General features: G+C 67.7%; 20 protein-coding genes. 8 read left to right on the plus strand and 12 right to left on the minus strand.

The window, feature by feature from the left end:
- The first annotated feature begins 105 nt into the window (after positions 1-105).
- The 3 genes from dnaN to gyrB all read left to right on the plus strand — a co-directional run bounded on the left by dnaN (position 106) and on the right by gyrB (position 5,074).
- On the plus strand, positions 106-1,236 hold the full coding sequence (gene dnaN / locus CRT60_RS34190) for a DNA polymerase III subunit beta (RefSeq protein WP_098740787.1): 1,131 nt from the start codon (positions 106-108) through the stop codon (positions 1,234-1,236).
- 64 nt (positions 1,237-1,300) lie between these two features.
- Entirely contained in the window at positions 1,301-2,500 is a 1,200-nt protein-coding gene (gene recF, locus CRT60_RS34195) for a DNA replication/repair protein RecF (protein WP_098740788.1), read from the plus strand.
- 90 nt (positions 2,501-2,590) lie between these two features.
- Positions 2,591-5,074 (plus strand): DNA topoisomerase (ATP-hydrolyzing) subunit B, encoded by a 2,484-nt coding sequence (gene gyrB / locus CRT60_RS34200; RefSeq protein WP_098740789.1) that lies wholly within the window; start codon positions 2,591-2,593, stop codon positions 5,072-5,074.
- Positions 5,075-5,181: 107 nt separating this feature from the next.
- On the opposite strand, the gene CRT60_RS34205 is transcribed toward gyrB, so the two are convergent.
- A complete protein-coding gene (locus CRT60_RS34205) occupies positions 5,182-5,952 on the minus strand; it encodes an SDR family oxidoreductase (protein WP_098740790.1) in 771 nt (256 codons plus the stop codon).
- Positions 5,953-6,054: 102 nt separating this feature from the next.
- On the opposite strand from CRT60_RS34205, the gene CRT60_RS34210 reads away from it, so the two are divergent.
- From CRT60_RS34210 to CRT60_RS34220, 3 genes are all read left to right on the plus strand, one after another.
- A complete protein-coding gene (locus CRT60_RS34210; protein ID WP_098740791.1) occupies positions 6,055-6,495 on the plus strand; it encodes a winged helix-turn-helix transcriptional regulator in 441 nt (146 codons plus the stop codon).
- Between the two features lie 423 nt (positions 6,496-6,918).
- The gene (locus tag CRT60_RS34215; RefSeq protein WP_098740792.1) at positions 6,919-7,146 is read left to right on the plus strand and encodes a hypothetical protein; all 228 of its coding nucleotides are present in this window, start codon (positions 6,919-6,921) and stop codon (positions 7,144-7,146) included.
- A 109-nt stretch (positions 7,147-7,255) separates the two neighbouring features.
- Positions 7,256-7,603: a hypothetical protein gene (locus CRT60_RS34220; protein ID WP_098740793.1), complete on the plus strand. Its 348-nt coding sequence runs from the start codon at positions 7,256-7,258 to the stop codon at positions 7,601-7,603.
- A 69-nt stretch (positions 7,604-7,672) separates the two neighbouring features.
- Here CRT60_RS34220 and CRT60_RS34225 read toward each other — a convergent pair whose 3' ends face one another.
- The 4 genes from CRT60_RS34225 to CRT60_RS34240 form a co-directional block, all read right to left on the minus strand.
- Complete coding sequence (locus tag CRT60_RS34225) at positions 7,673-8,482, minus strand: transglutaminase-like domain-containing protein (protein ID WP_098740794.1); 810 nt, start codon at positions 8,480-8,482, stop codon at positions 7,673-7,675.
- Positions 8,483-8,715: 233 nt separating this feature from the next.
- Positions 8,716-11,034: a phosphoenolpyruvate--protein phosphotransferase gene (ptsP, locus tag CRT60_RS34230; protein WP_425290424.1), complete on the minus strand. Its 2,319-nt coding sequence runs from the start codon at positions 11,032-11,034 to the stop codon at positions 8,716-8,718.
- A gap of 2 nt (positions 11,035-11,036) precedes the next feature.
- Positions 11,037-12,122 (minus strand): NAD(P)H-dependent flavin oxidoreductase, encoded by a 1,086-nt coding sequence (locus CRT60_RS34235; protein ID WP_098740795.1) that lies wholly within the window; start codon positions 12,120-12,122, stop codon positions 11,037-11,039.
- A 52-nt stretch (positions 12,123-12,174) separates the two neighbouring features.
- A complete protein-coding gene (locus CRT60_RS34240; protein WP_098740796.1) occupies positions 12,175-13,410 on the minus strand; it encodes an aspartate kinase in 1,236 nt (411 codons plus the stop codon).
- A 183-nt stretch (positions 13,411-13,593) separates the two neighbouring features.
- Here CRT60_RS34240 and ubiG point away from each other — a divergent pair, with 183 nt between their 5' ends.
- Positions 13,594-14,376, plus strand: coding sequence for a bifunctional 2-polyprenyl-6-hydroxyphenol methylase/3-demethylubiquinol 3-O-methyltransferase UbiG (ubiG, locus tag CRT60_RS34245; RefSeq protein ID WP_098740797.1), 783 nt, complete (start codon positions 13,594-13,596; stop codon positions 14,374-14,376).
- Between the two features lie 333 nt (positions 14,377-14,709).
- The gene (locus CRT60_RS36360) at positions 14,710-16,527 is read left to right on the plus strand and encodes a hypothetical protein (protein ID WP_161958150.1); all 1,818 of its coding nucleotides are present in this window, start codon (positions 14,710-14,712) and stop codon (positions 16,525-16,527) included.
- Between the two features lie 172 nt (positions 16,528-16,699).
- On the opposite strand, the gene ptsN is transcribed toward CRT60_RS36360, so the two are convergent.
- The 7 genes from ptsN to CRT60_RS34285 form a co-directional block, all read right to left on the minus strand.
- On the minus strand, positions 16,700-17,158 hold the full coding sequence (ptsN, locus tag CRT60_RS34255; protein ID WP_098740799.1) for a PTS IIA-like nitrogen regulatory protein PtsN: 459 nt from the start codon (positions 17,156-17,158) through the stop codon (positions 16,700-16,702).
- A gap of 34 nt (positions 17,159-17,192) precedes the next feature.
- Positions 17,193-17,783: a ribosome hibernation-promoting factor, HPF/YfiA family gene (gene hpf, locus CRT60_RS34260; RefSeq protein ID WP_098740800.1), complete on the minus strand. Its 591-nt coding sequence runs from the start codon at positions 17,781-17,783 to the stop codon at positions 17,193-17,195.
- Between the two features lie 153 nt (positions 17,784-17,936).
- Positions 17,937-19,553 carry an RNA polymerase factor sigma-54 gene (rpoN, locus tag CRT60_RS34265; protein ID WP_098740801.1) on the minus strand — a complete coding sequence of 539 codons (1,617 nt, stop codon included), beginning with the start codon at positions 19,551-19,553 and terminating at the stop codon, positions 17,937-17,939.
- Positions 19,554-19,586: 33 nt separating this feature from the next.
- The gene (gene lptB / locus CRT60_RS34270; RefSeq protein ID WP_098740802.1) at positions 19,587-20,378 is read right to left on the minus strand and encodes an LPS export ABC transporter ATP-binding protein; all 792 of its coding nucleotides are present in this window, start codon (positions 20,376-20,378) and stop codon (positions 19,587-19,589) included.
- Positions 20,375-21,244 (minus strand): LptA/OstA family protein, encoded by an 870-nt coding sequence (locus CRT60_RS34275; RefSeq protein WP_098740803.1) that lies wholly within the window; start codon positions 21,242-21,244, stop codon positions 20,375-20,377. The genes lptB and CRT60_RS34275 overlap by 4 nt, the downstream gene beginning before the upstream one ends.
- Positions 21,241-22,023, minus strand: a complete 783-nt coding sequence (gene lptC, locus CRT60_RS34280) for an LPS export ABC transporter periplasmic protein LptC (protein WP_244592901.1) — start codon at positions 22,021-22,023, stop codon at positions 21,241-21,243. The genes CRT60_RS34275 and lptC overlap by 4 nt, the downstream gene beginning before the upstream one ends.
- Positions 22,024-22,075: 52 nt before the next feature.
- On the minus strand, positions 22,076-23,125 hold the full coding sequence (locus tag CRT60_RS34285; protein ID WP_098740804.1) for a KpsF/GutQ family sugar-phosphate isomerase: 1,050 nt from the start codon (positions 23,123-23,125) through the stop codon (positions 22,076-22,078).
- Positions 23,126-23,256: the final 131 nt, after the last annotated feature.

Here is a 23,256-nt window from a genome sequence, read left to right on the forward strand (position 1 = left end):
GATGTGGTATGATGCGCGCCCGCTCGGGGCGGGACGGCCGGACAACGGCCCGCAACCCCGGTGGGTCCGCAAGAACAGTTCCCCTCCGGCCGAGACGACGCCAGCATGAACATCACCATCGAACGCGCCGCCCTTCTCCGTTCCCTGGGTCACGTGCAGAGTGTGGTCGAGCGGCGGAACACCATTCCGATCCTGTCCAACGTCCTGCTGCGCGCGGGCGACGGCGAACTGTCGCTGGCCGCCACCGACATGGATCTGGAGATCGTCGAGACGGTCCCGGCGACGGTCGGGCGCCCCGGCGGCACCACCGCCCCCGCCCACACCCTGTTCGACATCGTCCGCAAGCTGCCCGACGGCAGCCAGGTCGAGCTGGACATCGGCAGCGACGGCACCATCCTGACGCTGCGCGCCGGCCGGTCGCAGTTCAAGCTGTCCTGCCTGCCGGTGGAGGATTTCCCGCAGCTGTCGAGCGGCGAGCTGAAGCATAATTTCTCGGTCGCCGCCGCCGACCTGCGCGGGCTGATCGACCGCACCCGCTTCGCCATCTCCACCGAGGAGACGCGCTATTACCTGAACGGCATCTACCTGCACGCCGCCAAGAGCAAGATGGGCAGCCTGGAGACGCCGGTGCTGCGCGCCGTCGCCACCGACGGCCACCGGCTGGCGCGGGTCGAGATGCCGCTGCCGGACGGGGCCGAGGGCATCCCCGGCGTCATCATCCCGCGCAAGACCGTCACCGAGATCCGCAAGCTGGTCGACGAGGCCGCCGACCGCATCGAGCTGTCGATGTCCGACAACAAGATCCGCTTCGGCTTCGACAGCGTCGTCGTCACCTCCAAGCTGATCGACGGCACCTTCCCCGACTATGAGCGGGTGATCCCGGTCGGCAACGACAAGGTGATGGAGGTGGACGCCAAGCTGTTCGCCGCCGCCGTCGACCGCGTCGCCACCATCTCCACCGAGAAGAGCCGGGCGGTGAAGCTGTCGCTGGTCCGCGGCGCGCTCACCCTCTCCGCCACCAGCCCGGAATCGGGCAGTGCCACCGAGGAGCTGGAGGTCAGCTACGCCGAGTCCCCCCTGGAAATCGGCTTCAACTCTCGCTATCTGCTGGACATCACGCAGCAGATCGAGGGCGAGGGCGCCCAGTTCACGCTGGCCGACGCCGCGTCGCCGACTATCATCCGCGACGTCGCCGACTCGACCGCGCTCTACGTCCTGATGCCGATGCGCGTGTGATGGGGCTGCGGGGATCCTCCCCGCCCCAGGCGGAACGGACCAGTTGCAGCACACGGCAGTTTCGATGAGCGGCGGCACCCCGGTGTCCGCCGCACCCCCAGCTTTCGCTCCGGCCCTTGCGGTCAGGCGGATGACGCTGACGCGCTTCCGCGGCTACGACTCCGCGCGGCTGGAGCCCGACCGCCGGCCCGTCGCCCTGATCGGCCCGAACGGCGCCGGCAAGACCAACCTGCTGGAGGCCGTCAGCTTCCTCGCCCCCGGCCGCGGCATCCGCGGCGCCCGGCTGGCCGAGGTGGAGCGGCTGGGCTCGCCCCCCGGTGCCGGCTGGGCGGTGGCGGCGACGCTCGACACCCCGCTGGGTCCGGTGGAGATCGGCACCGGCCGCGAGCCCCATGACGGAAGCCGGCAAGGCGGGGCGCGCAGTTCGGAGCGCGACCGCCGGCTGGTCCGCATCGACGGCCACCCGGCCAAGGGCCAGACCGCACTCGCCGACCATGTCGCCATGGTCTGGCTGACCCCGCAGATGGACCGCCTGTTCCTCGAAGGGTCGAGCGGACGGCGTCGTTTCCTCGACCGGCTGGTCTTCGGCTTCGACCCTGCCCATGCCGGCCGGCTGTCGCGCTACGAGCATGCCTTGCGCGAACGCGCCCGGCTGCTGCGCGACGGCCGCTTCGACGAGGGCTGGCTCGGCGCGCTGGAAGACCAGATGGCGACCACCGGCATCGCCGTCGCCGCGGCACGGCGCGAGGTGGTGCAGCGGCTGCGCGCCGCCTGCGCCCGCTCGGTCGGTCCCTTCCCCGGCGCCGACCTCGCCGTCGCCGGCACGGTGGAGCGCTGGCTGGACGACGGTCCGGCACTGGCGGCGGAGGATGCGCTGCGCGAGTCTTTGCGCGCCGGACGCCGCGCCGATGCCGACGGCGGCGGCGCGTTGGTGGGACCGCACAAGAGCGACCTCGCCGTCCGCCATGCGCCCAAGGACATGCCGGCGGCGCTGTGCTCCACCGGCGAGCAGAAGGCGCTGCTGATCGCCATCGTGCTGGCCAACGCCCGGCTGCTGGCGGCCGAACGCGGCGCGGCGCCGATCCTTCTGCTGGACGAGGTCGCCGCCCATCTCGACCCCGAGCGGCGCGCCGCGCTGTTCGGCGAAATCCTGGCATTGGGCGCCCAGGCCTGGATGACGGGCACCGACGAGGGGGTTTTCGACCCGCTTGGGGACGACGCCCGCCGCTTCCACATCGAAGACGCGCACATCCGCCCCGGATAGGGGTGGAAATCCGGGAAAAATCCCGGAAAAAAAGCATGCCGACGCACGCTAAACCGCCGTACCCGCAACCGAATCTGTTATAGTCGACGCATGGCACAGGAAGCACTGAAGAACGACCTCCCGCAGTCGGAGCCCCAGCAGGCGGACTACGGGGCGGAGTCGATCACCGTTCTGCGCGGGCTCGATGCCGTGCGCAAACGCCCCGGCATGTACATCGGCGACACCGATGACGGCTCCGGCCTGCACCACATGGTGTACGAGGTGGTCGACAACGCCATCGACGAGGCGCTGGCCGGCTATTGCGACAAGGTCGAGGTCGTGCTGAACGCCGACGGATCGGTCACGGTGCGCGACAACGGCCGCGGCATCCCGACCGACATCCATTCGGAGGAAGGCGTCTCGGCGGCCGAGGTCGTGATGACCCAGCTCCATGCCGGCGGCAAGTTCAACCAGAACAGCTACAAGGTCTCCGGCGGCCTGCACGGCGTCGGCGTCTCGGTGGTGAACGCGCTGTCGGAAACGCTGGATCTGCGCATCTGGCGCGGCGGCCGGACCTGGACCATGCGCTTCCGCCACGGCAACGCCGAGGCGCCGCTGGCCGACGTCGGCGAGGCGCCGATGGTGCCGGAGAAGGGCAAGCCGCTGTCGGGCACCGAAGTCACCTTCATGCCCTCGACCGAGACCTTCACCAACATCGAGTTCGATTTCGCCACGCTGGAACACCGGCTGCGCGAGCTGGCCTTCCTCAACTCCGGCGTCCGCCTGCTGCTGACCGACGCGCGGGGCGTGGAGCCGAAGGTGCAGGACCTGCATTACGAAGGCGGCCTGGAAGCCTTCGTCAGCTGGCTCGACCGCTCCAAGACGGCGCTGCACAAGCCGGCGATCACGCTGAAGAGCGAGCGGCCGACCGAGCATGGCGGCGTGGTGACGGTTGAATGCGCGCTCCAGTGGAACGACAGCTACCACGAGACGACGCTCTGCTTCACCAACAACATCCCGCAGAAGGACGGCGGCACCCACCTCGCCGGCTTCCGCGCCGCGCTGACCCGCGCGATCAACAACTACGCGACCGAATCCGGCATCGCCAAGAAGGAGAAGGTCAGCCTGTCGGGCGACGACGCCCGTGAGGGGCTGACCTGCGTCCTGTCGGTGAAGGTGCCGGACCCGAAATTCTCCAGCCAGACCAAGGACAAGCTGGTCTCGTCGGAAGTCCGCCCCGTCGTCGAGGCGGTGGTGGGCGAGGCGCTGGCCCAGTATTTCGAGGAGCATCCGGCCGACGCCCGCCGCGTCATCCAGAAGGTGGTGGAAGCCGCCGCCGCCCGCGAGGCCGCCCGCAAGGCGCGCGACATCACGCGCAAGAGTTCGCTCAGCATGTCGTCGCTGCCGGGCAAGCTGGCCGACTGCCAGGAGCGCGACCCGGCACTGTCGGAACTCTTCATCGTCGAGGGCGATTCGGCCGGCGGTTCCGCCAAGCAGGGCCGCTCGCGCCAGTCCCAGGCCATCCTGCCCTTGCGCGGCAAGATCCTGAACGTGGAGCGGGCGCGGCTGGACAAGATGCTGGGTTCGGCGGAGATCGGCACGCTGATCGCGGCGCTGGGCACCGGCATCAGCGACGAGTTCAACGCCGACAAGGCGCGCTACCACAAGATCATCATCATGACCGACGCGGACGTGGACGGCAGCCACATCCGCACCCTGCTGCTGACTTTCTTCTTCCGGCAGATGCCCGACCTGATCGAGCGCGGCTATCTCTACATCGCCCAGCCGCCGCTCTACCGCATCAAGCGCGGCAACGCCAAGGAACGCTACCTGAAGGACGACCGGGCGCTCGAAGAGTATCTGGTCGAGGCGGCGCTGGGCGACCTGTCGGTCCGGCTGTCGGACGGCTCCCTGCTGATCGGCGAGCAGCTGGCCGCTCTGGTCGAGCAGGCCCGCACCGCGCGGCCGGCGATCGACACGCTGTCGCGCAAGGTCGGCAACGCCATGGTGGTGGAGCAGGCGTCGGTCGCCGGCACCCTGTCCGCCGCCCTGGCCGACGACAAGGCGGCGGCCGAGGCCGCGGCCAAGGCGGTGGCGGAGCGGATGAACGGGCTGGACGCCGACGGCGGCTGGCGCGGCGAGGCGTTGCCCCACGGCGGCTATGCGGTGATCCGCGCCCGGCGCGGCGTCACCCACCGCCACCTGTTCGACACCGACCTGCTGAAGAGCGGCGAGGCCCGTCGCCTGGACGCGCTGGCCGCCGACCTGAAGCGGGTGTTCGGCACCGCCGGCAAGGCCTTCGAGAAGCAGAAGGAAAGCCGTGCCCTGACCGGCCCGGTCGCCCTGTTCGACACGGTGATGGAGCTGGGCCGCCGCGGCGTCACCATCCAGCGCTACAAGGGCCTGGGCGAGATGAACCCGGACCAGCTGTGGGAAACCACGCTGGACCCGACCAAGCGCTCGCTGCTTCAGGTCCGCGTCAGCCACGTCGATCAGGCGGAGGAGGTCTTCTCCACCCTGATGGGCGACGTCGTCGAGCCGCGCCGCGAGTTCATCCAGGACAACGCCCTGAAGGTGTCGAACCTGGACGTGTGATCGGGGTGGCTGTGGTCGGTTAAGCAGACAGTGAAAAAGCGGAGCCTGTGCGGCTCCGCTTTTTTTACGTCCGGACGGACAGCATACCGTCGCTCTCCCCCGCGTCCTTACTGCTGCGCTTCGCGCGCCTTGCGGGCCATCTCGTTGAGCGTCGTCACCGCCTCGTCGAACCGGTGCTCCGCCTCGGCCTGGCGCTGGAAGGCGACGCGCTGCACCAGGATCTCGCGCGGGGTCGGCTGCTGCTGGAACAGCGCCATCACCTCGTCGATGAAGTCGGCCAGCGGCAGATAGCCCGGGCGGGTGGCCTGCCCGGGGGTGAGGTCGGTCTGGACCGCCGGCGGCACCAGCTCGATGACCTCGATCCTGCCCTTCAGCGCCTCGCGCAGGGCGACCGTGTAGAGGTGCATGGCCGCCTTGGTCGCCGAGTAGGTCGGGGCGGCAACCAGCGGCACGAAGGCCAGGCCGGAGGTGACGTTGACCAGGGCGGCATCGGGCTGGCGGCCCAGATGCTCGACCAGGGCGTCGGTCAGCCGGATGGGGCCGAGCAGGTTGGTGGCGACGGTCGCCTCCGCATCGGCAAGGTCGCGCTGCCGGTCCAGCGCCTCGAAACGCATGATCCCGGCATTGTTGATCAGCACGTTGAGAGCGGGATGCTCGGCCGTCAGCCGCCGGGCGAAATCGGCGATGCCCGCGGCGCTGTCGGCATCGAAGGTCATGGCGTGCATGTTCGGACGGCCGGAGATCGCCTGTTGCAGCACATCGTCCCGGCGGCCGGCGACGATCACTCTGTTGCCGAGATCATGAAAACGGTGGGCCAGAGCCTTGCCGATCCCCGAGCCGCCGCCCGTGATCAGGATGGTGTTTCCTTCGGTCTTCATGAGCGTGACTTTCGCTGTTGTCCGCCCGAAAGCTATCGCCCACACTCTCCAGACAAAAGTAGGCACCGGAAAGATTTATACGCACCGAAAGGAGAGCGTAGGATGCGCAAGGCTTTGCCCGACCCGCAGATCGAGGCGCGGCGCCGGCAGCCGCCCCCTGAGACGGTCGATCCGGCCATCGAGGCGCTGGTTCACGACATCATCGGCAAGGTGGCCGACAAATGGACCATGCTGATCCTCGAAGCGCTGCATGAGCATGGCACCTTGCGCTTCACCCAGCTCGGCAAGGCGGTGGGCCGGATCAGCCAGAAGATGCTGACCCAGACCGTGCGCCAGATGGAGAGGGATGGCCTCGTGCGGCGGACGGTGCACCCGGTCATCCCGCCGCATGTGGATTACACGCTGACGCCGCTCGGCGAGAGTTTGGGAGCGGCGTTCTGCGGCGTGTGGATCTGGGCGGAGACGCACCATGCCGAGATCGAGCGGGCGCGGGCCTCCTTCGCCGGGCGCGAGGCGGTCCCTCAGCTTTCGGAGAGCACCTGATTTTTCGATATCCGTCTGCGCCCCAGCATAGGCAATAGGACGGGAAGATGCTGGATTCATGAAATAATCCAGATGGAAATCCCGGTGCCGTCGATTGGGCAAATCTTCGGAAAACAAACTCTTTACAATACGCATTGTAAATCTTCGACCGGATTACCATTTGGAATATACCGAAGGCCACCCCAGGCTTGCTTGTTTTCCGCCCAGGATCTCTCGTCCGAGGCTCTTCCTGGCGTGACTCGATCCGGATGGCATGGCCATCGCCTCTGGCGATACCGACCATCGCCGGAGAACACCCACGGAGAACAGCCATGGATGCCAGGACAAGCCTTGCCATCTTCGTTCCGAACCGCCACGCCGGCTGGATAACCCGGACGAACGGGTTCGTCTCTCCGTCCTCGACATCCTGATCGGAGGACCGCCATGACATCCCTGTTGCACTCCATCGCCGGGCAATCGCCCCTTGGCGCCGACGTGCTGCGTGAACAGCTGCGCTGGACGGACGCCGAGCGCCGCTGGCATCCCGCGCCGCACGGCGCGCCGGCAAATCGGCTTCCCCACGACTTTCCGCCCCCCGGCAATGCCAGCCTGTTGCGGGGCGCCATGCTGACCCGTCTCACCATGGCCGGCACCGCCGCTGTCAGAGCGTGATCGGCTCGGGCCGACTGGCCCGAGGCATGACTCTCGCGCGAGAAATCCACAAACCGACCTCCATCCGATGCCCGACAAGCAGCCGATAGACGTCAAGGAGCAGTGACTCATGAGCCTCGCAGCCCATTACATCGTGTCGTGCCGAAAGGACGGTTGGTTCGTCGGACTGGAGGGAGAGCGCTACGGCCCCTTCCCCAACGGGAAGACCGGGGCGCTGATCGCTGCGGTACAGCACGCCAACCATGCCGGAAAGGACGGTCATGACGCCCGCGTGCTGCTCCGCGCGCCGGACGGCGGCGTCAGCACCGTCTGGGTCTTCGGCACCGACAGCTATCCGTCGCCCTGGGTGGAGGATTTGCACCGGATCGCGCAGCAACCCCGCCGCCAACGCGCCCGCGCTTCCGCCGTTCCCGACCTTGCCGCCGCCCCCGTCCCGCAGCCTTCCCTGGCACTGTGAACACCCCGGCGCCGGACACCGGGCGGGGTCCCCACCCCGGCCCGGCTCGACCGAAGGGACAGGCGTCGATTACGCGCCGACCTCGTCCGTCCAGACCCGGAACTCCGTCAGCGTGTTGGGGCCGAAGGTGTGGGTGAGCGGCACATCGGCCGCATCGCGCCCCTGCGCGATCAGGATGCGTCCGATCCGGGGGACGTTGTTGCGCGGATCGAAGACATGCCAGCGGCCGCCCAGATAGACCTCCATCCAGGCCGCAAAATCCATCGGCCCATAGGGCGGCGGCTGGCCGATGTCGCTGATGTAGCCGGTGCAGTAGCGCGCGGGAATGTTCATCGCCCGGCAGAAAGCGACGGCAAGGTGGGCGAAATCGCGGCAGACCCCGCGCTTTTCGGCATAGGTCTGGGCGGCGGTCCGCGTCGGGCGCGAATGCTCGTAGCCGAATGTCACGTGGTTGTGGACGAAGTCGCAGATCGCCTGAACCCGCGCCCAGCCCGGCGCGGTGCCGGAGAACAGCCGCCACGCCTCGTCGGAGAGGACGTCGGTCTCGCAATAGCGGCTTCCCAGCAGGAACAGCAGGGTGTCGGCCGGCAATTCGTCGACGCGGTGCTGGACGGCGCCGTAATCGACCGGGTCCTGCGCCCCGCTGTCGCGGATGACGCTGTCGGCGCTGATGGTCACGGCACCGGCGGGTGCCACCAGCCGGCTGCACCAGTTGCCGAAGCTGTCGCGATAGCCCTGGATCGGTGCCGGAACGCTGGTCACGATATGGTCTGGCCGCTCCAGGTCGCCGACGCGGGAGTAATGCACGTTCAGCATCACGATCATGGGGGTGGGGGCGGGAAAGCTGAAATTCAGCTGGTAGCCCAGGCGTATGCGCATGAATGCCCTCCGATGAAAAAGCGTGCTGGCGCTGGCGGTTACAGGTGTCGCCCCCGAGGCTGAAGAAGATCGAGGGAAAAGGATACATATTTTATGGTATCCGCCGGCCAGCTAGCCAGGAATGGCAAATAAAAAAGGGCGGAGCCACACCGGCTCCGCCCGTTCTTTTCGCGATCTGCCTGAAAAAAGAGCAAACTACCCGCACCGGCGGCCCTGCGCACCGCCGGCCGTTATCAGAAGATCACGCCGTGATCCTTGCCGAAGGTCTTCAGCTTGTCGCGCAGGCTGTGGTCGGCACCGGTGTAGAGCCCGCTCATGTACTGCCGCAGTGCGGCGACGTCGAGCGAGCGCAGCATGGTCTTCACCGGGCCGACCGACGGCGGCGACATCGACAGGGTGCGGAAGCCGACGCCGATCAGCGCCATGGCGTCCAGCGGCCGCCCCGCCATCTCGCCGCAGATGCTGAGCGACACCTTGTGCCGGCTGCATTCGTCGACCAGACGGCGCAGCACGCACAGCATCGACGGCGACAGCGGGTCGTAGCGGGTCGAGGTGCGCGGGTTGCCGCGGTCGGCGGCGAACAGATACTGGGTCAGGTCGTTGGAGCCGACCGACAGGAAGTCCAGCTTGGGCAGCAAGGCCGGGAGTTGCCACAACAGCGACGGCACCTCCAGCATCGTGCCGACGCGCAGGCTGCTGGGCGCCTCGATCCCCTGGGCGGCAAGGCGCTTCAGCTCCAGCTCCAGCAGGCGGCGGGCGCCGTCGAACTCGGCGACCTCGGCGATCATCGGGAACATCACCGACAAAGGCCGGCCGGCGGCGGCCAGCAGCAGGGCCCGCAGCTGCTGGCGCAGCAGCGACGGGTGGTCCAGCCCGATGCGCACGGCACGCCAGCCCAGCGCCGGGTTCTCCTCCTCGCTGCCGGTCATGTAGGGCAGCATCTTGTCGCCGCCGACATCCAGCGTGCGGAAGACGATCGGCTTGTGGCCGACCTCGTCCATGATGCGGGAATAGAGGGTCGTCTGCGCCGTCACGTCGGGATATGACGCCCGGACCATGAAGGGGATTTCGGTGCGGTAGAGCCCGACCCCCTCCGCCCCGCTGGCGGTCAGGTGCGGCAGGTCGATCAGCAGGCCGCAGTTCAGCTGGATGGAGATCGGCACGCCGTCGCGCGTCACCGAGGGCAGGTTGCGGATCTCCGCATACATCTGCTCCTTGCGGTGCTGCAATGCCACCGCCTCGCCGAAGGCCATCTGGATGTCTTCGGCCGGGCGGATGAAGACCGAGCCATGGTCGCCGTCGACGATCAGCTGGTCCAGCGGCTCGATCCGGTTCAGCGCGTCGGCCGCCTGCACCACCGGAATGTTGAGCGCGCGGGCGACGATGCAGACATGGCTGGCCGGCGACCCTTCCTCCAGCAGCAGGCCGCGCAGGCGGGTGCGGTCGTAATCCAGCAGCTCCGCCGGCCCCATCGAGCGGGCGACCAGGATCATGTCGTCCGGCAGGGTGGCGCCGTCGGTGGTCCCGGTCTTGCCGGCCAGATGTTGCAGCAACCTGTTGGTCAGATCCTCGAAATCCATCAACCGTTCCCGGATGTAGGGATCGGTCAGGTGGCTCATGCGGGCGCGGGTGTCGTTCTGGACCTGCTGCACCGCCGCTTCCGCCGTCAGGCCGACGCGGATCGCCTCGCGGATGCGCGACAGCCAGCCGCGGTCCTCGGCGAACATCCGGTAGGTCTCCAGGATGTCGCGCGGCTCGCTGAGCCCCGCCAGCGACGCCGCCTCCAGCAGGTCGTCGATGGCGCTGTGCATGGTCTGGAGCGCTGTGTTGAAGCGCTCCAGCTCGGCATCGGCATCCTCCGCCACCATCTGGCGGACGGTCAGCTGCGGCCGGTGGATGACGGCGAGGCCCATGGCCAGCCCGGCGCTCATCGCCGTTCCCGACAGGCGGGCCGGCGCCAGCACGGGATCGCCGGTGGTGGTGACCTCCACCGGGTTGACCAGCTCGCTCTGCGCCACCAGCTCGGCGACGACCATGGCGATGGTCTGGAGGGTCTCGACCTCCTCCTCGACATAGCGGCGGCGGTCCTTGTGCTGGATCACCAGCACGCCGCGCACCTTGCTGCCGCGCAGGATCGGCACGCCGGCCAGCGACTGGAACGGGTCCTCGCCGGTTTCCGGACGGTAGGCGAAGCTGGGGTGGGAGGGCGCGTTGTCCATCGCCACCGGGCGGGCGTGGCCGGCGATGTAGCCGACGATGCCCTCGCCGACGCGCAGGCGGGTGTTGTGGACGGCGGTCTTGTTCAGGCCTTCGGTGGAGAACAGCTCCAGCACCTCGCCGGCGCGCATGACGTAGCAGGAGCAGACGTCGGCCTTCATCTCGGCGGCGATCAGCGTGACGATCTTGTCCAGCCGATCCTGCCCCGATCCCGACCCGGCCATGATGTCGCGCAGCCGGGCAAGCAGCCGGCGCGACGAGGTGCCGTCGAAGCGGGGATGCACACCCCCGCCCATACCGCCGTCACCGGCTGCCGTGTCGAGGGTGTCGGTCATCGCTACAGCGCTCCCACCGTCGGCTCCGTCATCAGGCTTAACGATGCCTCATCCATCGCCCGCCGTGCCAGCGCCGATTCGGCCTGGGCGATCAATTCGGCCAGGATTTCGGCCACCGGCTGTTCGCGGGTGACCAGCCCGACGCTCTGCCCGGCCATCAGGGAGCCGCTTTCCACGTCGCCCTCGATCACCGCGCGGCGCAGCGCGCCGGCCCAGAAATGCTCGATCTCCAGCATGCCTTCGTCGCGGCTCATCGCGCCGGAATCGACCCTGGCGATGACGTCGCGCTGGAATTCCATGAAGCGCTTGGACGCCTCGTTCGCCAGCGCCCGCACCGGGATCACCGGGAAACGCGGGTCGATCTGCACCGACGGCTGGGCGTCGCGGGCCGACGCCCGGATGAAGGCCTGCTTGAAATTGGGATGGGCCACGCATTCGGTGGCGCAGACGAAGCGGGTGCCGACCTGTACGCCGGCGGCTCCCAGCTCCAGATAGGACAGGATCGTCTCGCCCCGGCCGATGCCGCCGGCGACGAAGACCGGCACATCGCGCAGGTCGGGCAGGATTTCCTGGGCCAGCACGGTGGTGGACACCGGGCCGATGTGGCCGCCGGCCTCGGTTCCCTCGATCACCAGCGCGTCGGCGCCCTGCTTCACCAGCCGCCGGCCGGCCCCCAGCGTGGGGGCGAAGGCCATCGCCCTGGCCCCGCCGTCCTTGATGCGGCGCAGGGTGGCGCCGGTCGGCAGGCCGCCGGCGACGACCACATGGCCGACCGTCTGCTCGCGGCAGACGTCGATCAGCTGGTCCAGCGCCGGGTGCATGTTGATCAGGTTGACGCCGAACGGCTTGGTCGTAAGCGCGCGGGTGCCGGCGATCTCCACCGCCAGCTGGTCCGGCGCCATCGAGCCGCAGGCCAGCACGCCGAAGCCGCCGGCGTTGGAGATGGCGGAGACCAGGTGCCGTTCCGACACCCAGCTCATCGCACCGCCCATCACGGCGGTGCGGGTGCCGAGAAAGTCCCGGCCCCGCTGCCAGAGCCGGTCGAGCCGGGCCGATGCTGCCGCCGCGTAAGATGTGGCGTCGGTCATGGCCGGCCCTCTCCTGATGTTCCCGTCCCCGGCACCCGGGTGCCGCCTGCGATCAGGCGGCGTCCAGGCCGTAGGCGGTGTGCAGGGCGCGCAGCGCCAGTTCCGCATACTCTTCGGCGATCAGGACCGAGATCTTGATCTCCGAGGTCGAGATGACCTGGATGTTGATGCCCTTGTCGGCCAGCGCCTTGAACATGCGCTGGGCGACGCCGGCATGGCTGCGCATGCCGACGCCGATGACCGACACCTTGACCACGTTGGCATCGGAAATGATGCGCTTGTAGTTCAGGGTGGACTGCGCATCCTCCAGCACCTTCACGGCGCGGGCGATGTCCGCCTTGCCGACGGTGAAGGTCATGTCGGTCGACTTGCCGTCTTCCGACACGTTCTGGACGATCATGTCGACGTTGACGGCGTTGTCGGTCAGCGGACCGAAGATGGCGGCGGCGACGCCCGGCTGGTCGGCGACGCCCACCAGGGTGATCTTCGCCTCGTCGCGGCTGTAGGCGATGCCGCTAACAACTTCCTTTTCCACGATCTCGTCCTCGTCAACAACCAGGGTTCCGGGAAGCGAACTGCCCGCAGCGGCTTCGAAGCTCGACAGCACCTGCACGCGCACGCGGTGGTTCATCGCCATCTCGACCGAGCGGGTCTGAAGCACCTTGGCCCCCTGCGAGGCCATCTCCAGCATTTCCTCGTAGGTGATCTTGTCGAGCTTGCGCGCCTTGGTGACGATGCGCGGGTCGGTGGTGTAGACACCGTCCACATCGGTGTAGATGTCGCAGCGGTCGGCCTTCACCGCCGCCGCCAGCGCCACCGCCGAGGTGTCCGAGCCGCCGCGGCCCAGCGTGGTGATGCGGCCATGCTCCGACACGCCCTGGAAGCCCGCGACCACGGCGACTTCGCCGGTCTGCAGGGACTTTTCCATCTCGGTGGTGTCGATGGAGACGATGCGCGCCTTGCCGTGCGTGTCGTCGGTGCGGATGGGAATCTGCCAGCCGGCCCAGGAGCGGGCGGGAATGCCGAGCGACTGCAGGGCGACGGCCAGGAGACCGGAGGTCACCTGCTCGCCGGACGCCACGACCGCGTCATATTCGCGGGCGTCGTGCAGCTTGTCGATTTCGTTGCAGTATTTGACGAGCTGGTTGGTCACGCCGGACATCGCCGACACGACGACGGCGACCTGATGCCCCGCCTTCACCTCTTGCTCGACCTTCCGGGCCACGTTCTTGATGCGGTCGATGTCGCCGACCGACGTGCCTCCGAACTTCAGGACGATCCGCGCCATACCTCACACCATGTCTGGCCGCCCGGTCATGCCGTCTGGATCTCGCCATCTGGGTCATGCGGGTCGGCTGTGCGCACCCCCGCTCCACCGTTGCCGGCGCGGGGCGGCGTATCCATACTCCGTCGCTGGAAGCGAGGCAAGTTGCCCGCACCCGTCCCGCCTCACAGTTTACGGATTTTCACCATGACCGCCTCATCCTCCGCCTTCCCGCACGCGTCCGCAACCGTCCCTGCCGGCGGAACCGTGGATCCGGAGGATGTCGCCCGCTTCTCCGCCATCGCCGCCGAATGGTGGGACCCGGCCGGAAAGTTCAAGCCGCTGCACCGGCTGAACCCGCTGCGCCTGACCTACATCCGCGATGCGGTGTGCAAGCGGCTGGGCCGCGACCCGCTGGCGCCGAACCCGCTGGCGGGCCTGCGCATCGTCGACATCGGCTGCGGTGGCGGCCTGCTGGCCGAACCGCTGGCGCGGATGGGCGCCACGGTGGTCGGGGTCGATGCGTCGGAGAAGAACGTACACACCGCCGCCACCCACGCCGCCGAGACCGGCACCAGCGTCGATTACCGCGCCACCACCGCCGAGGCCCTGGCCGCCAGCGGCGAGACGTTCGACGTGGTGCTGGCGATGGAGGTGATCGAGCATGTCGCCGACGTACCCCTGTTCGTGAAGTCGCTGTCCGACCTGCTGGCGCCGGGCGGCGCGCTGTTCCTGGCGACGCTGAACCGTACGCCGAAATCCTTCGCGCTCGCCATCGTCGGGGCGGAGTACATCCTGCGCTGGCTGCCGCGCGGCACCCACAACTGGCGCCAGTTCCTGCGCCCGTCCGAACTGAACGCCATCGTACGCCCGTACGGCCTGAGCGTACGCGACCTGACCGGCATCACGTACAACCCGCTGAGCGACGAGTTCCGGCTGAACGCGCGCGATCTGGACGTGAACTACATGGGCTGGGCCGAGCGGGGGTGAGGAGGGATCCGAAGTATCTCCCTCTCCCGCCCCGGGAGAGGGAAGGGGCCCGCCGCAAAGCGGTGGGAAGGGTGAGGGGTAGCGCAAGGAACCATGCGGTTCGGGACTCTTGCCTTGCCCCTCACCCTCCCCGCCTTCGGCGGGTCCCCTCCCTCTCCCGGGGCGGGAGAGGGCGATGATCGGCCATATGAGATTGCCCAGACGCCTTAATAGCGAACCTTGACCATCGCCACCCGTTCAGGTCATATTTTTCTTCAATCTCTACTCTTATCCGAGCATTTTGGTTCGGAAGACGCTCGTCTCCGGCACCTTTGCGAACGCTGAGGATTTCCGATGACGGGCACGTTGCGCTTTGCCTCCGGGGATGAGCTATGCAACTGGCTGAGGGACAAGCCTCGCCCGTGGGCACAGGCAATCACCAGCCGAGTAGCCCTGCGCGTTTTGCCGGCTATAAGTCAGATCATTGATGCAAAATATAACGGGAAAACAGCTCCAGAACGCCGGATAGTTGCTGTTGCGCGAGCAAATCTTGTGTCTGCCGTGGCGCTTGTTCAGCAAACCCATGAGACAATCGCCGCTGCCCACGACGCTGCAGACGACGCCGATGCCGCTGCCATAGGCCCATCTGCCCACGACGACGCCAATGCCTACGCCACCGCCTACTTTGCGGTCCACGCGGCCTACGCTGCCGCGTATGCCGCCGACGCCAGCTACGCCGCTGACATCGCCGATACCGCCGACATGGCCGCAGCCTCAGCCGCCAATGCAGCCGACGACACCAACAGTATTTGGCGTTCAGTATCTCATGATGCGGCTTGGCTGGAAGCGACCTACGACGCTCCCGTTCCGGAGCGTGGCGTTTTGTTGCTCCGGCAGCCGCTTTGGGAGGACGGTGTTCCGAAACCGCTTCGTGTCGCCTGGAGTCAGTTCGCCAACAGTTCCTTCGCCGTTGAGCATGGCTTTCAACCCTGGATCCAGTGGTATGAGGCGCTGACATCCCTGCATGACGGCTACCCGCCACGGCAAGAGTTCAGCGACGCCTTGGCTTTGCGCATCGCCATCCAGCCCGACGAATGGTGGAAGCGCCCAGCGAAAGAAGTTAATGCCGACATCGCCCAATGGCTGCGTGAGGAAACCGCGTCCGGCGACCGCTCCGACCCGCGGTACGACCTCGTCCAGGCCCTGAACGCCCTCCCCCCACAGCAACCCGCGCCCTATGCGTTCGACTGGCGCGACGGACGCATGGAGGTTCTTCCACCCGATGCCCTGCCCGAGGATGGCGGGATTGCCCAGGATTATCTCGACGAGACGCGCGAGAAGGCCGACGACCTGCTCGAAGCCCTGGCCCTCAGCAACACCGATCCCACCATCGCCCGCAAGGTCGGCAGGCTGCGGGAGGTTTTGACAGACCGCGCCGCCGATCTGCGACCGGCGCTGGTAGACTCACGCAGCATTTCCGTCGAACGCCTCGCCAAGGCGCTCGACAACCCGCAGGATGCGGCGGAAATTCCGACCCACGTCCTGGCCGATCTGGGCGGCCTTGCCGATACCGCGCGCCGCCTGTGCAACTGCCTGCCCGCCCTGTGGCGGCGCGACGCCGAGCGGTTGGCAAGCAGCCTGACACCGGACAGCGCATCTGCCCTGCTCCGTCACCTCGACGCGCTACGCGACAGGATCAAGGACACGGACATTATCGGGCCAGACGTGCAAGCGGCCTTCGACACCCTGTCCGAAGACAGTGCCGAACCGGATGACGACGATGTGCGGCGGCGGCGCATCGCGATGTTCGGCCTTACCGCACGCAACCTGCTGACCACGCTGCTACGCGCCAGCAAGGGGGCAGCGGACAAGCTGATTGACTATGCGCGGAATGCCCGCAAAGAGTTTTACCCGGAATTGGTCAAGCTGCCGGCGAAGCTGATAATCGATGCTGGTGTGAAGGCCGCAGCCCCATACCTGTTTGTTGCTCTTCTTGAAGTGGTCAGCGGCATCGCGACAGTCTTCCCGGAGATCGAAGGAGTCGTCCGAATACTCGAAGCCCTGAAAGCCGGAAAGGACACTCCCCCCACGCCGCCGCCAAGCACCGAACCGCCCGTCAGTCCTCGTACACCGCGTCCAACAGCAGAGAGAGGTCCAACGCGGCCAGCATGACCGCACCCTCGCGCACGACATCGACGGTCCAGCCGCTGCCGTTTCGGCCCGGCCCAGTGTACCAGCCCGCCGGCCCCATTAAAATCGGTGCATCCGCCGCCAAAGAAAAAGGGCCGCGCACAGACGTGCAGCGGCCCCTTAAACATGCTGTCTGACCCTCACTGGCGGCCCGTCAGTTGGACGGGCTCGGCTCGTGCTGGGTCAGGAGCGCGTACATCGCGTCGCCGGATTCGGCTCCGCGCAGCTTCTCGCACATGGACTGGTCCCGCAGAAGACGCGAGACGCGGGCAAGGGCCTTCAGATGATCGGCTCCCGCCTGTTCCGGGGCGAGAAGGAGGAAGATCAGGTCGACCGGCTGCTCATCGATCGCATCGAAATCGATGGGCCGCTCCACACGGGCGAAGACGCCATGGACGCGGTCCAGGCTGGACAGCTTGCCGTGCGGGATGGCGATGCCATGGCCCACGCCGGTCGTGCCCAGCCTTTCGCGCTCCAGAAGCACGTCGAAGATCGCCCGCTCGTGCTGACCGGTCAGCTCGGACGCTTTGCGCGCCATCTCCTGCAGGGCCTGCTTCTTGTTGCCGGCCTTCAGGTTCGGGAGGATGGCGTGCGGAGAAATGAGGTCGAGCATGACGCTTCTTGACCAGCGAGACGGGTCGGCGCCGTCAGGCGCCGGCCTTCTCCGCCGGGTCGACCCAGCCGATGTTCCCGTCGGCGCGGCGGTAGACCATGTTCAGGCGGCCATGCGCACCGTTGTGGAACATCAGCGCCGGAGCCTGCGCCAGCTCAAGGCGCATCACCGCCTCGCTGACCGACAGGGTGGCGATGCTCGTCTCCATCTCGGCGACGACCATCGGGTTCGCGGCGCCGTCGGCGGCAGCCTCGACCTCCTCGTGATGCTCCTCGGTCTCGGCTTCCAGCACCCGGTAGCTCGCCGGGAGGGCGGCGCCGTTCTCGGCCGCGTGGTGGTCGCGCAGCCGGCGCTTGTAGCGGCGCAGGCGCTTGGCCAGCTTCTCGCAGGCGATGTCGAAGGCCGGATAGGGTTCGGTGGCGTCGCCGGCGCTCTGCAGGACGATCCCGCGGCCCACATGGGCCTGGATGTCGGCCTTGTAGAGGTGCGCATCCTTGGTCAGGATCACGTTCGCCTCGATCGGCTTGTCGAAGTACTTGCCGACCACGGCGTTCAGGCTGTCGGCCACATGGGTGCGCAGAGCGTCACCCACATCGAGCTGCTTGCCTTTGACGGAGAGTTGCATGGTGGAACGTTTCCAATATTGGTCCGCTGGGGACGGTGTAGACACGACGTCCGAAGATGTCGGGCTCAAAAGATGCTGATCCGCCGCTTGCGGGCCGGGACGATAGGCAAGGGTCACCGGACTGTCAATCGAGCCCTCCCCCGCCCGAACCGCTTACATGCGTGACATCTTGGCACGGCGTCGCTGCACCGATGACGGTATTTTCATCGCTTCACGATACTTCGCGACCGTCCTTCGCGCAATGTCGATCCCTTCCGCACGGAGAATCTCCACCAGTTTGTCGTCGGACAGCACATCCTCCGGCTTCTCCGCATCGATCATGGTTTTGATGCGGTGCCGAACCGCTTCTGCGGAATGGGACGCCTGCCCATCCGCACCCTGGATTGCGGAAGTGAAGAAATATTTCAGCTCGAAGACGCCGCGCGGGGTCGCCATGAACTTGTTGGTGGTGACGCGGCTGACTGTGCTTTCATGCATGCCGATGGCCTCCGCGATGTCACGCAGGATCAGCGGTCGCAGGTGCGAGACGCCATGGATGAAGAACGCATCCTGCTGGCGGATGATCTCGCTCGCCACCTTCAAAATGGTGGTGGCGCGCTGGTGCAGCGACTTGACCAGCCAGTTGGCCGACTGGAACCGTTCGGAGATGTATTCCTTGTCGGCCTTGTTGCGGGCGCCGTCGGAGATGCGGGCGAAATAGCGGTGGTTGACCAGCACCCGCGGCAGCGTGTCCGGGTTCAGGTCGATCAGCCAGCCGCCGCCGGGATTGGCGCGCATCAGGATGTCGGGGGTGACCAGCTGGGCCGGGGTGTGGTCGAAGGCCAGCGCCGGCTTCGGGTTCAGCTTGCGGATGTCGACGACCATGTCGGCGACGTCCTCGGCATCGACGCCGCAGACCTTCATGATGGCCGGCAGGTTGCGCGCGGCCAGAAGCTCCAGATTGTCGAGCAGCGCCGCCATCGCCGGATCGAGCCGGTTCTTCTCGCGCAGCTGGATGGCGAGGCATTCCTTCAGCGACCGGGCGAAGATGCCGGGCGGGTCGAACCGCTGGCAGGCGGCCAGCACCCGCTCCACCCGGTCGGCGCCGCAGCCGAGCTGCTCGGCCATCGCCTGGGCGTCGAAGCCGATCAGCCAGCCGGCCTCGTCCAGCATGTCGATCAGGGCCAGCCCGATCAGCTGGTCGCCCAGGTCGGGCAGGTCGATCTTCAGCTGTTCGGTCAGGTGGTCGCGGAGGTTCTTCTCGCTGGTCAGCGTCGCTTCGAGGTTGCTGTCGTCATCCTCGAAACCGCTGCGGCCGCCGCGCTCGCCGTAGGAGCCGTAGACCTCGCTGCCGCCGTCCGAACCGTCGGAGAAGCGGTCGTCGCCATAGACATTCTCGAAATCGGTGTCGAGCGGCGATTCCGACGAGGACGTCATCGTGTCCGACGAGGTCATCTCCACCGTGTCGCGGGTGCGCCCGTCGCTCGGCGGCAGGGCCGGCCCGTCGTCGCGGCCGTTCAGCCCGTCGATGCTTAGGCCGTTGGCCTCCATGCCGCCGGGGCCGTCCAGCCCGCCCGGCACATCGCTGCCGTCCGCCGGTCCCACCGGATCGCTGCCGCCGTCGGCCGCTCCGCCGTCCCGCTCCAGCAGCGGGTTCTGCTCGATCTCGCGGTCGACGAAGTCCGACAGTTCGATGTTCGACAGCTGCAGCAGCTTGATGGCCTGCTGCAACTGCGGCGTCATCACCAGGGTCTGGGCTTGTCGAAGGTCGAGACGTTGAGCAAGCGCCATGGCTGTGGAACCGGAACCAGTGGAAACGGAGGGCTACAGACTGAAGCGGTCACCGAGATAGACCCGGCGAACCCCCTCGTGCGCCACGATCTCGTCGGGCCGTCCCTCCATTAGTACCACACCGTCGTGCAAAATGTATGCCCGATCGACGAGGTCCAATGTTTCACGCACATTGTGGTCGGTGATCAGCACGCCGATGCCGCGGTCGCGCAAGTGCCCGACCAGCTCGCGGATGTCGTTCACCGCGATGGGGTCGATGCCGGCCAGTGGCTCGTCCAGCAGGATGAAGTGCGGCTGTCCGGCCAGCGCGCGGGCGATCTCAACGCGCCGCCGCTCGCCGCCCGACAGCGCCAGGGCGGGGGAGCGGCGCAGGTGCGTGACCGAGAATTCGGCCAGCAGCTCGTCCAGCATCGCCTCGCGGGCGTCGCGGTCGCTCTCGACCACCTCCAGCACCGAGCGGATGTTGTTCTCCACCGTCATGCCGCGGAAGATCGAGGCCTCCTGCGGCAGATAGCCGATGCCGAGCCGGGCGCGGCGGTACATCGGCAGCGCGGTGATGTCCTGGCCGTCCAGCGTGATCGTGCCGGAGTCGGCGGCGATCAGCCCGGTGATCATGTAGAAGCAGGTGGTCTTGCCGGCGCCGTTGGGGCCGAGCAGCCCGACCGCCTCGCCGCGCTGGACGCTGATCGAGACGTCGCGCACCACCGGCCGCTTCTTGAACGACTTGCCGAGATGCTGGGCCACCAGCCCTTCGGTCGGGACGGATGCTGCGGCGATGCTGCCGGCGGGAGCGGCGCCGGGCCCGTTCGCGGTCAGCACGGTCACGGCTTCTTGCCCGCGGGCGCGCCGGGCCCGTTCTTCTCGCCGGGGATGAGCAGGCCGCTGACCCGGCCTCCGGCGTCGCGGCCGGCGATGACGCGGTTGATCTTGGTGTTCATGTTCATCTCGGCGGCTTCGCCGTTCAGCTGGTTGTCGCCGCGGGTGATCTTCACGTTGCCGATCAGCACCGCGACATTGTCGGCCACCGAATAGACCAGCTTGTCGGACAGCGCCACGTCGGTGGGCGTGGTGACGACGATGTTGCCGGAGCCGTCGATGCGCTCCATCTGGGTGGTGCCGTCCGGCATCTTCTTCAGCCGGCCGATCAGCACGTCGGCGCGCAGCCGGTCGTTGCCGCGCACCGCCACCGCGTCGCCGCGCGCCACGGTCAGGTCCTGAGTCTCGTAATATTCCAGGCTGTCGCGGGCGGTGACCACGTCCTTGGTGGTGATCAGCTTCAGATCCTTGCCGGTAACGACGGCGACCTGCTTGTCGACGTCATAGACGCCATGGTCGCCGAACACCTGCTGGTTCGGGCTGACGATGCGGACGTTGCCGTCGGCCACCAGCTGGAACACCTCGTTGCCCTTGCCGGGGGTCTCGCGGTAATAGGCGGTCAGCACGTCGGCGAAGACGGTCGAGTCGTTGCGCTTGGCCGACGCGTTGCCGCGCGCCACATAGGCGCGGACGTCCTGGTGCCATTCGATCGCCTGGTCGGCGTTGATCTCCACCGGCTGCTTGCCGCCCATGCCGGGCAGGCCCTGGGCGAAGGCCGGAGAAGCGAAAGCGAAAAACCCGCCGGCCAGGATGGCCGACAGGGTCAGGGCGATACGAAGTGTGGGGGGACGGACTGGCGACCGTTTGGACGTCACGGCTTCTTGCTCCCGGGGCGCTCGGCGGCCTGGACCTCGGCCTTCGACTGGTTGAGGAAGACGACATTCTTGCCGCGGTCCGTCATGCGGAAGCCGATGGCGTTGATCTCGCCCTGCGGACCCTGGCCGGTCACCGCCTTGTCGCCCCAGGCGTTGCCCTTGCGGATGTCGGCCTCGGCCTCGCTGGTGGTGAACTCGTTGCCGTCGTCGCGCAGCACATGGACGTTGCCGCGCATCAGCAGGATGCCGGTGTTCTGGTTGTACCAGCCCTTGTCGGACCGCATGGTCACCCAGGTGCCGGTGGTCTCCGTCATCTCCGCCTGCGGGTCGTCCAGCAGGACGATGTCGGGCTGGTCGGCCGACTTGTCGGCCTTGGCCGCGACCAGCGAGAAGGGCTGGTTGTGTTCGTCCAGGCTGAAATAGCGCGGCTTCAGCATCTCGCTCTGCCCGGCGTCGGCGCTGACGCGGGCGCTCTGCGGGCTGTTCAGCGACGGCCAGGCGGCCAGCAGGGCCACCATCGCCAGCGCCGCCGCCGGCAGCACGAACTTCATTGCGGAAACGAAACGGCTGTAGACCCGGCTGACCGGACGGGTATCGCGCCGCCGGTGCGCCCGCAGCGCCGCCGGCGGTTCTTCGGCGGCCGACAGGCGGCGGTCCGGCGCGCGAAGGCTCGGCGCGCCGGCGGACAGGCCGCCGATGGAGCCTTGTCCGCTGCTCGGGGTGGGGGCGGTGCGGCCGGCTGTCGTACGGTCGGGGCTGCGCAGGTCGTCCAGGCTCAAATTCTCGTCCCTCCGGCTCGGCGCTTCGCTTCCATCATGGACAGAACAATCGTCAGGCCGCACCGGCGCGCAGGACATCGTGGATGTGCACGATGCCGAGCGGCCGGTCGGCCTCGATCACGAACAGGGTGGTGATCTTCTTGTCGTTCATCTCGCGCAGCGCCTCGACGATCAACGCCTTGGGGCGGATGGTCTTGGGCCGCGGCGACATGATGCTGTCCGCGCGTTCCGCCAGAAGCTCCGGCGTCAGATGACGGCGCACGTCGCCGTCGGTGATGATCCCGACCAGCGCCCCGGCATCGTCGGTCACCCCGACGCAGCCCAGCCGCTTGGCCGTCATCTCGAAGATGACGTCGGACAGCGGCGAGTCAAGACGGCACAGGGGCAAATCCTCGCCCTTGTGCATGATGTCGGTGACCTTCAGCAATGCGCGGCCCAACTGGCCGCCGGGGTGGAACTCGCGGAAATCGGCGGCGGAGAAGCCGCGCCGTTCCAGCAGGGCCACCGCCAGCGCATCGCCCAGCGCCAGCATCATGGTGGTGGAGGTGGTGGGCGCCAGCCCCAGCGGGCAGGCTTCCGGCTCCGGCGGGATGACCAGCGCCACGTCGGACTGCTCGGCCAGCGCCGAGGCGGCCCGCCGCGTCATGCCGATCAGCGGAATGCCGAAGCGGCGGGTGTAGGCGATGATGTCGGCCAGCTCGTGCGTCTCGCCGGAATTGGACAGCGCCACCACCGCGTCGATCTTGGCGATCATGCCGAGGTCGCCGTGGCTCGCCTCGCCCGGATGGACGAAGAAGGCCGGCGTGCCGGTGGAGGCCATGGTGGCGGCGATCTTGCGGGCGACATGGCCCGACTTGCCCATGCCGGTGACGATCACGCGGCCTTCGATGCCCTGCAGGATGTCGAGCGCCCGCAGGAACTTGCCGTCGAGGCTGCCGGCCAGCGCCAGCAGCGCATCGGCCTCGGTCCGCAGGACGCGGGTGGCGCAGGCGAGATCGCGGTTCTCCACCGGGCTGGACCCGGCCAGAGTGGATCCGGTCGAGGCGGCACCGTCGGTCAGGCTGGACGTGATAACACTGGTCAAGGCTGTGATGCCTTCCATTCGCAAGGCCCGGCGATGGGCCGTTCACAAACACGGCGCCCGCCCGGATGTCTCCCGGCAGGCGCATCGAGCAGTATGCCCACCGGGGGACGCCCGGTCAAATCCACGCCCGACCCGAGGGCGGTTGGTCG

The organism is Azospirillum palustre, assembly GCF_002573965.1.
GTDB classification, from domain to species: Bacteria; Pseudomonadota; Alphaproteobacteria; order Azospirillales; family Azospirillaceae; genus Azospirillum; species Azospirillum palustre.

Excerpts from the sequence above, each read along its gene's own strand:
- ubiG (WP_098740797.1), top strand. The coding sequence starts at position 13,594 with ATGACCGCCTCATCCTCCGCCTTCCCGCACGCGTCCGCAACCGTCCCT.
- ptsP (WP_425290424.1), bottom strand. The coding sequence starts at position 11,034 with ATGACCGACACCCTCGACACGGCAGCCGGTGACGGCGGTATGGGCGGG.
- CRT60_RS36360 (WP_161958150.1), top strand. The coding sequence starts at position 14,710 with ATGACGGGCACGTTGCGCTTTGCCTCCGGGGATGAGCTATGCAACTGG.
- recF (WP_098740788.1), top strand. The coding sequence starts at position 1,301 with ATGAGCGGCGGCACCCCGGTGTCCGCCGCACCCCCAGCTTTCGCTCCG.
- ptsN (WP_098740799.1), bottom strand. The coding sequence starts at position 17,158 with ATGCTCGACCTCATTTCTCCGCACGCCATCCTCCCGAACCTGAAGGCC.
- CRT60_RS34215 (WP_098740792.1), top strand. The coding sequence starts at position 6,919 with ATGACATCCCTGTTGCACTCCATCGCCGGGCAATCGCCCCTTGGCGCC.
- CRT60_RS34235 (WP_098740795.1), bottom strand. The coding sequence starts at position 12,122 with ATGACCGACGCCACATCTTACGCGGCGGCAGCATCGGCCCGGCTCGAC.
- CRT60_RS34240 (WP_098740796.1), bottom strand. The coding sequence starts at position 13,410 with ATGGCGCGGATCGTCCTGAAGTTCGGAGGCACGTCGGTCGGCGACATC.
- rpoN (WP_098740801.1), bottom strand. The coding sequence starts at position 19,553 with ATGGCGCTTGCTCAACGTCTCGACCTTCGACAAGCCCAGACCCTGGTG.
- CRT60_RS34210 (WP_098740791.1), top strand. The coding sequence starts at position 6,055 with ATGCGCAAGGCTTTGCCCGACCCGCAGATCGAGGCGCGGCGCCGGCAG.
- CRT60_RS34285 (WP_098740804.1), bottom strand. The coding sequence starts at position 23,125 with ATGGAAGGCATCACAGCCTTGACCAGTGTTATCACGTCCAGCCTGACC.
- dnaN (WP_098740787.1), top strand. The coding sequence starts at position 106 with ATGAACATCACCATCGAACGCGCCGCCCTTCTCCGTTCCCTGGGTCAC.
- hpf (WP_098740800.1), bottom strand. The coding sequence starts at position 17,783 with ATGCAACTCTCCGTCAAAGGCAAGCAGCTCGATGTGGGTGACGCTCTG.
- gyrB (WP_098740789.1), top strand. The coding sequence starts at position 2,591 with ATGGCACAGGAAGCACTGAAGAACGACCTCCCGCAGTCGGAGCCCCAG.
- CRT60_RS34225 (WP_098740794.1), bottom strand. The coding sequence starts at position 8,482 with ATGCGCATACGCCTGGGCTACCAGCTGAATTTCAGCTTTCCCGCCCCC.
- CRT60_RS34205 (WP_098740790.1), bottom strand. The coding sequence starts at position 5,952 with ATGAAGACCGAAGGAAACACCATCCTGATCACGGGCGGCGGCTCGGGG.
- CRT60_RS34220 (WP_098740793.1), top strand. The coding sequence starts at position 7,256 with ATGAGCCTCGCAGCCCATTACATCGTGTCGTGCCGAAAGGACGGTTGG.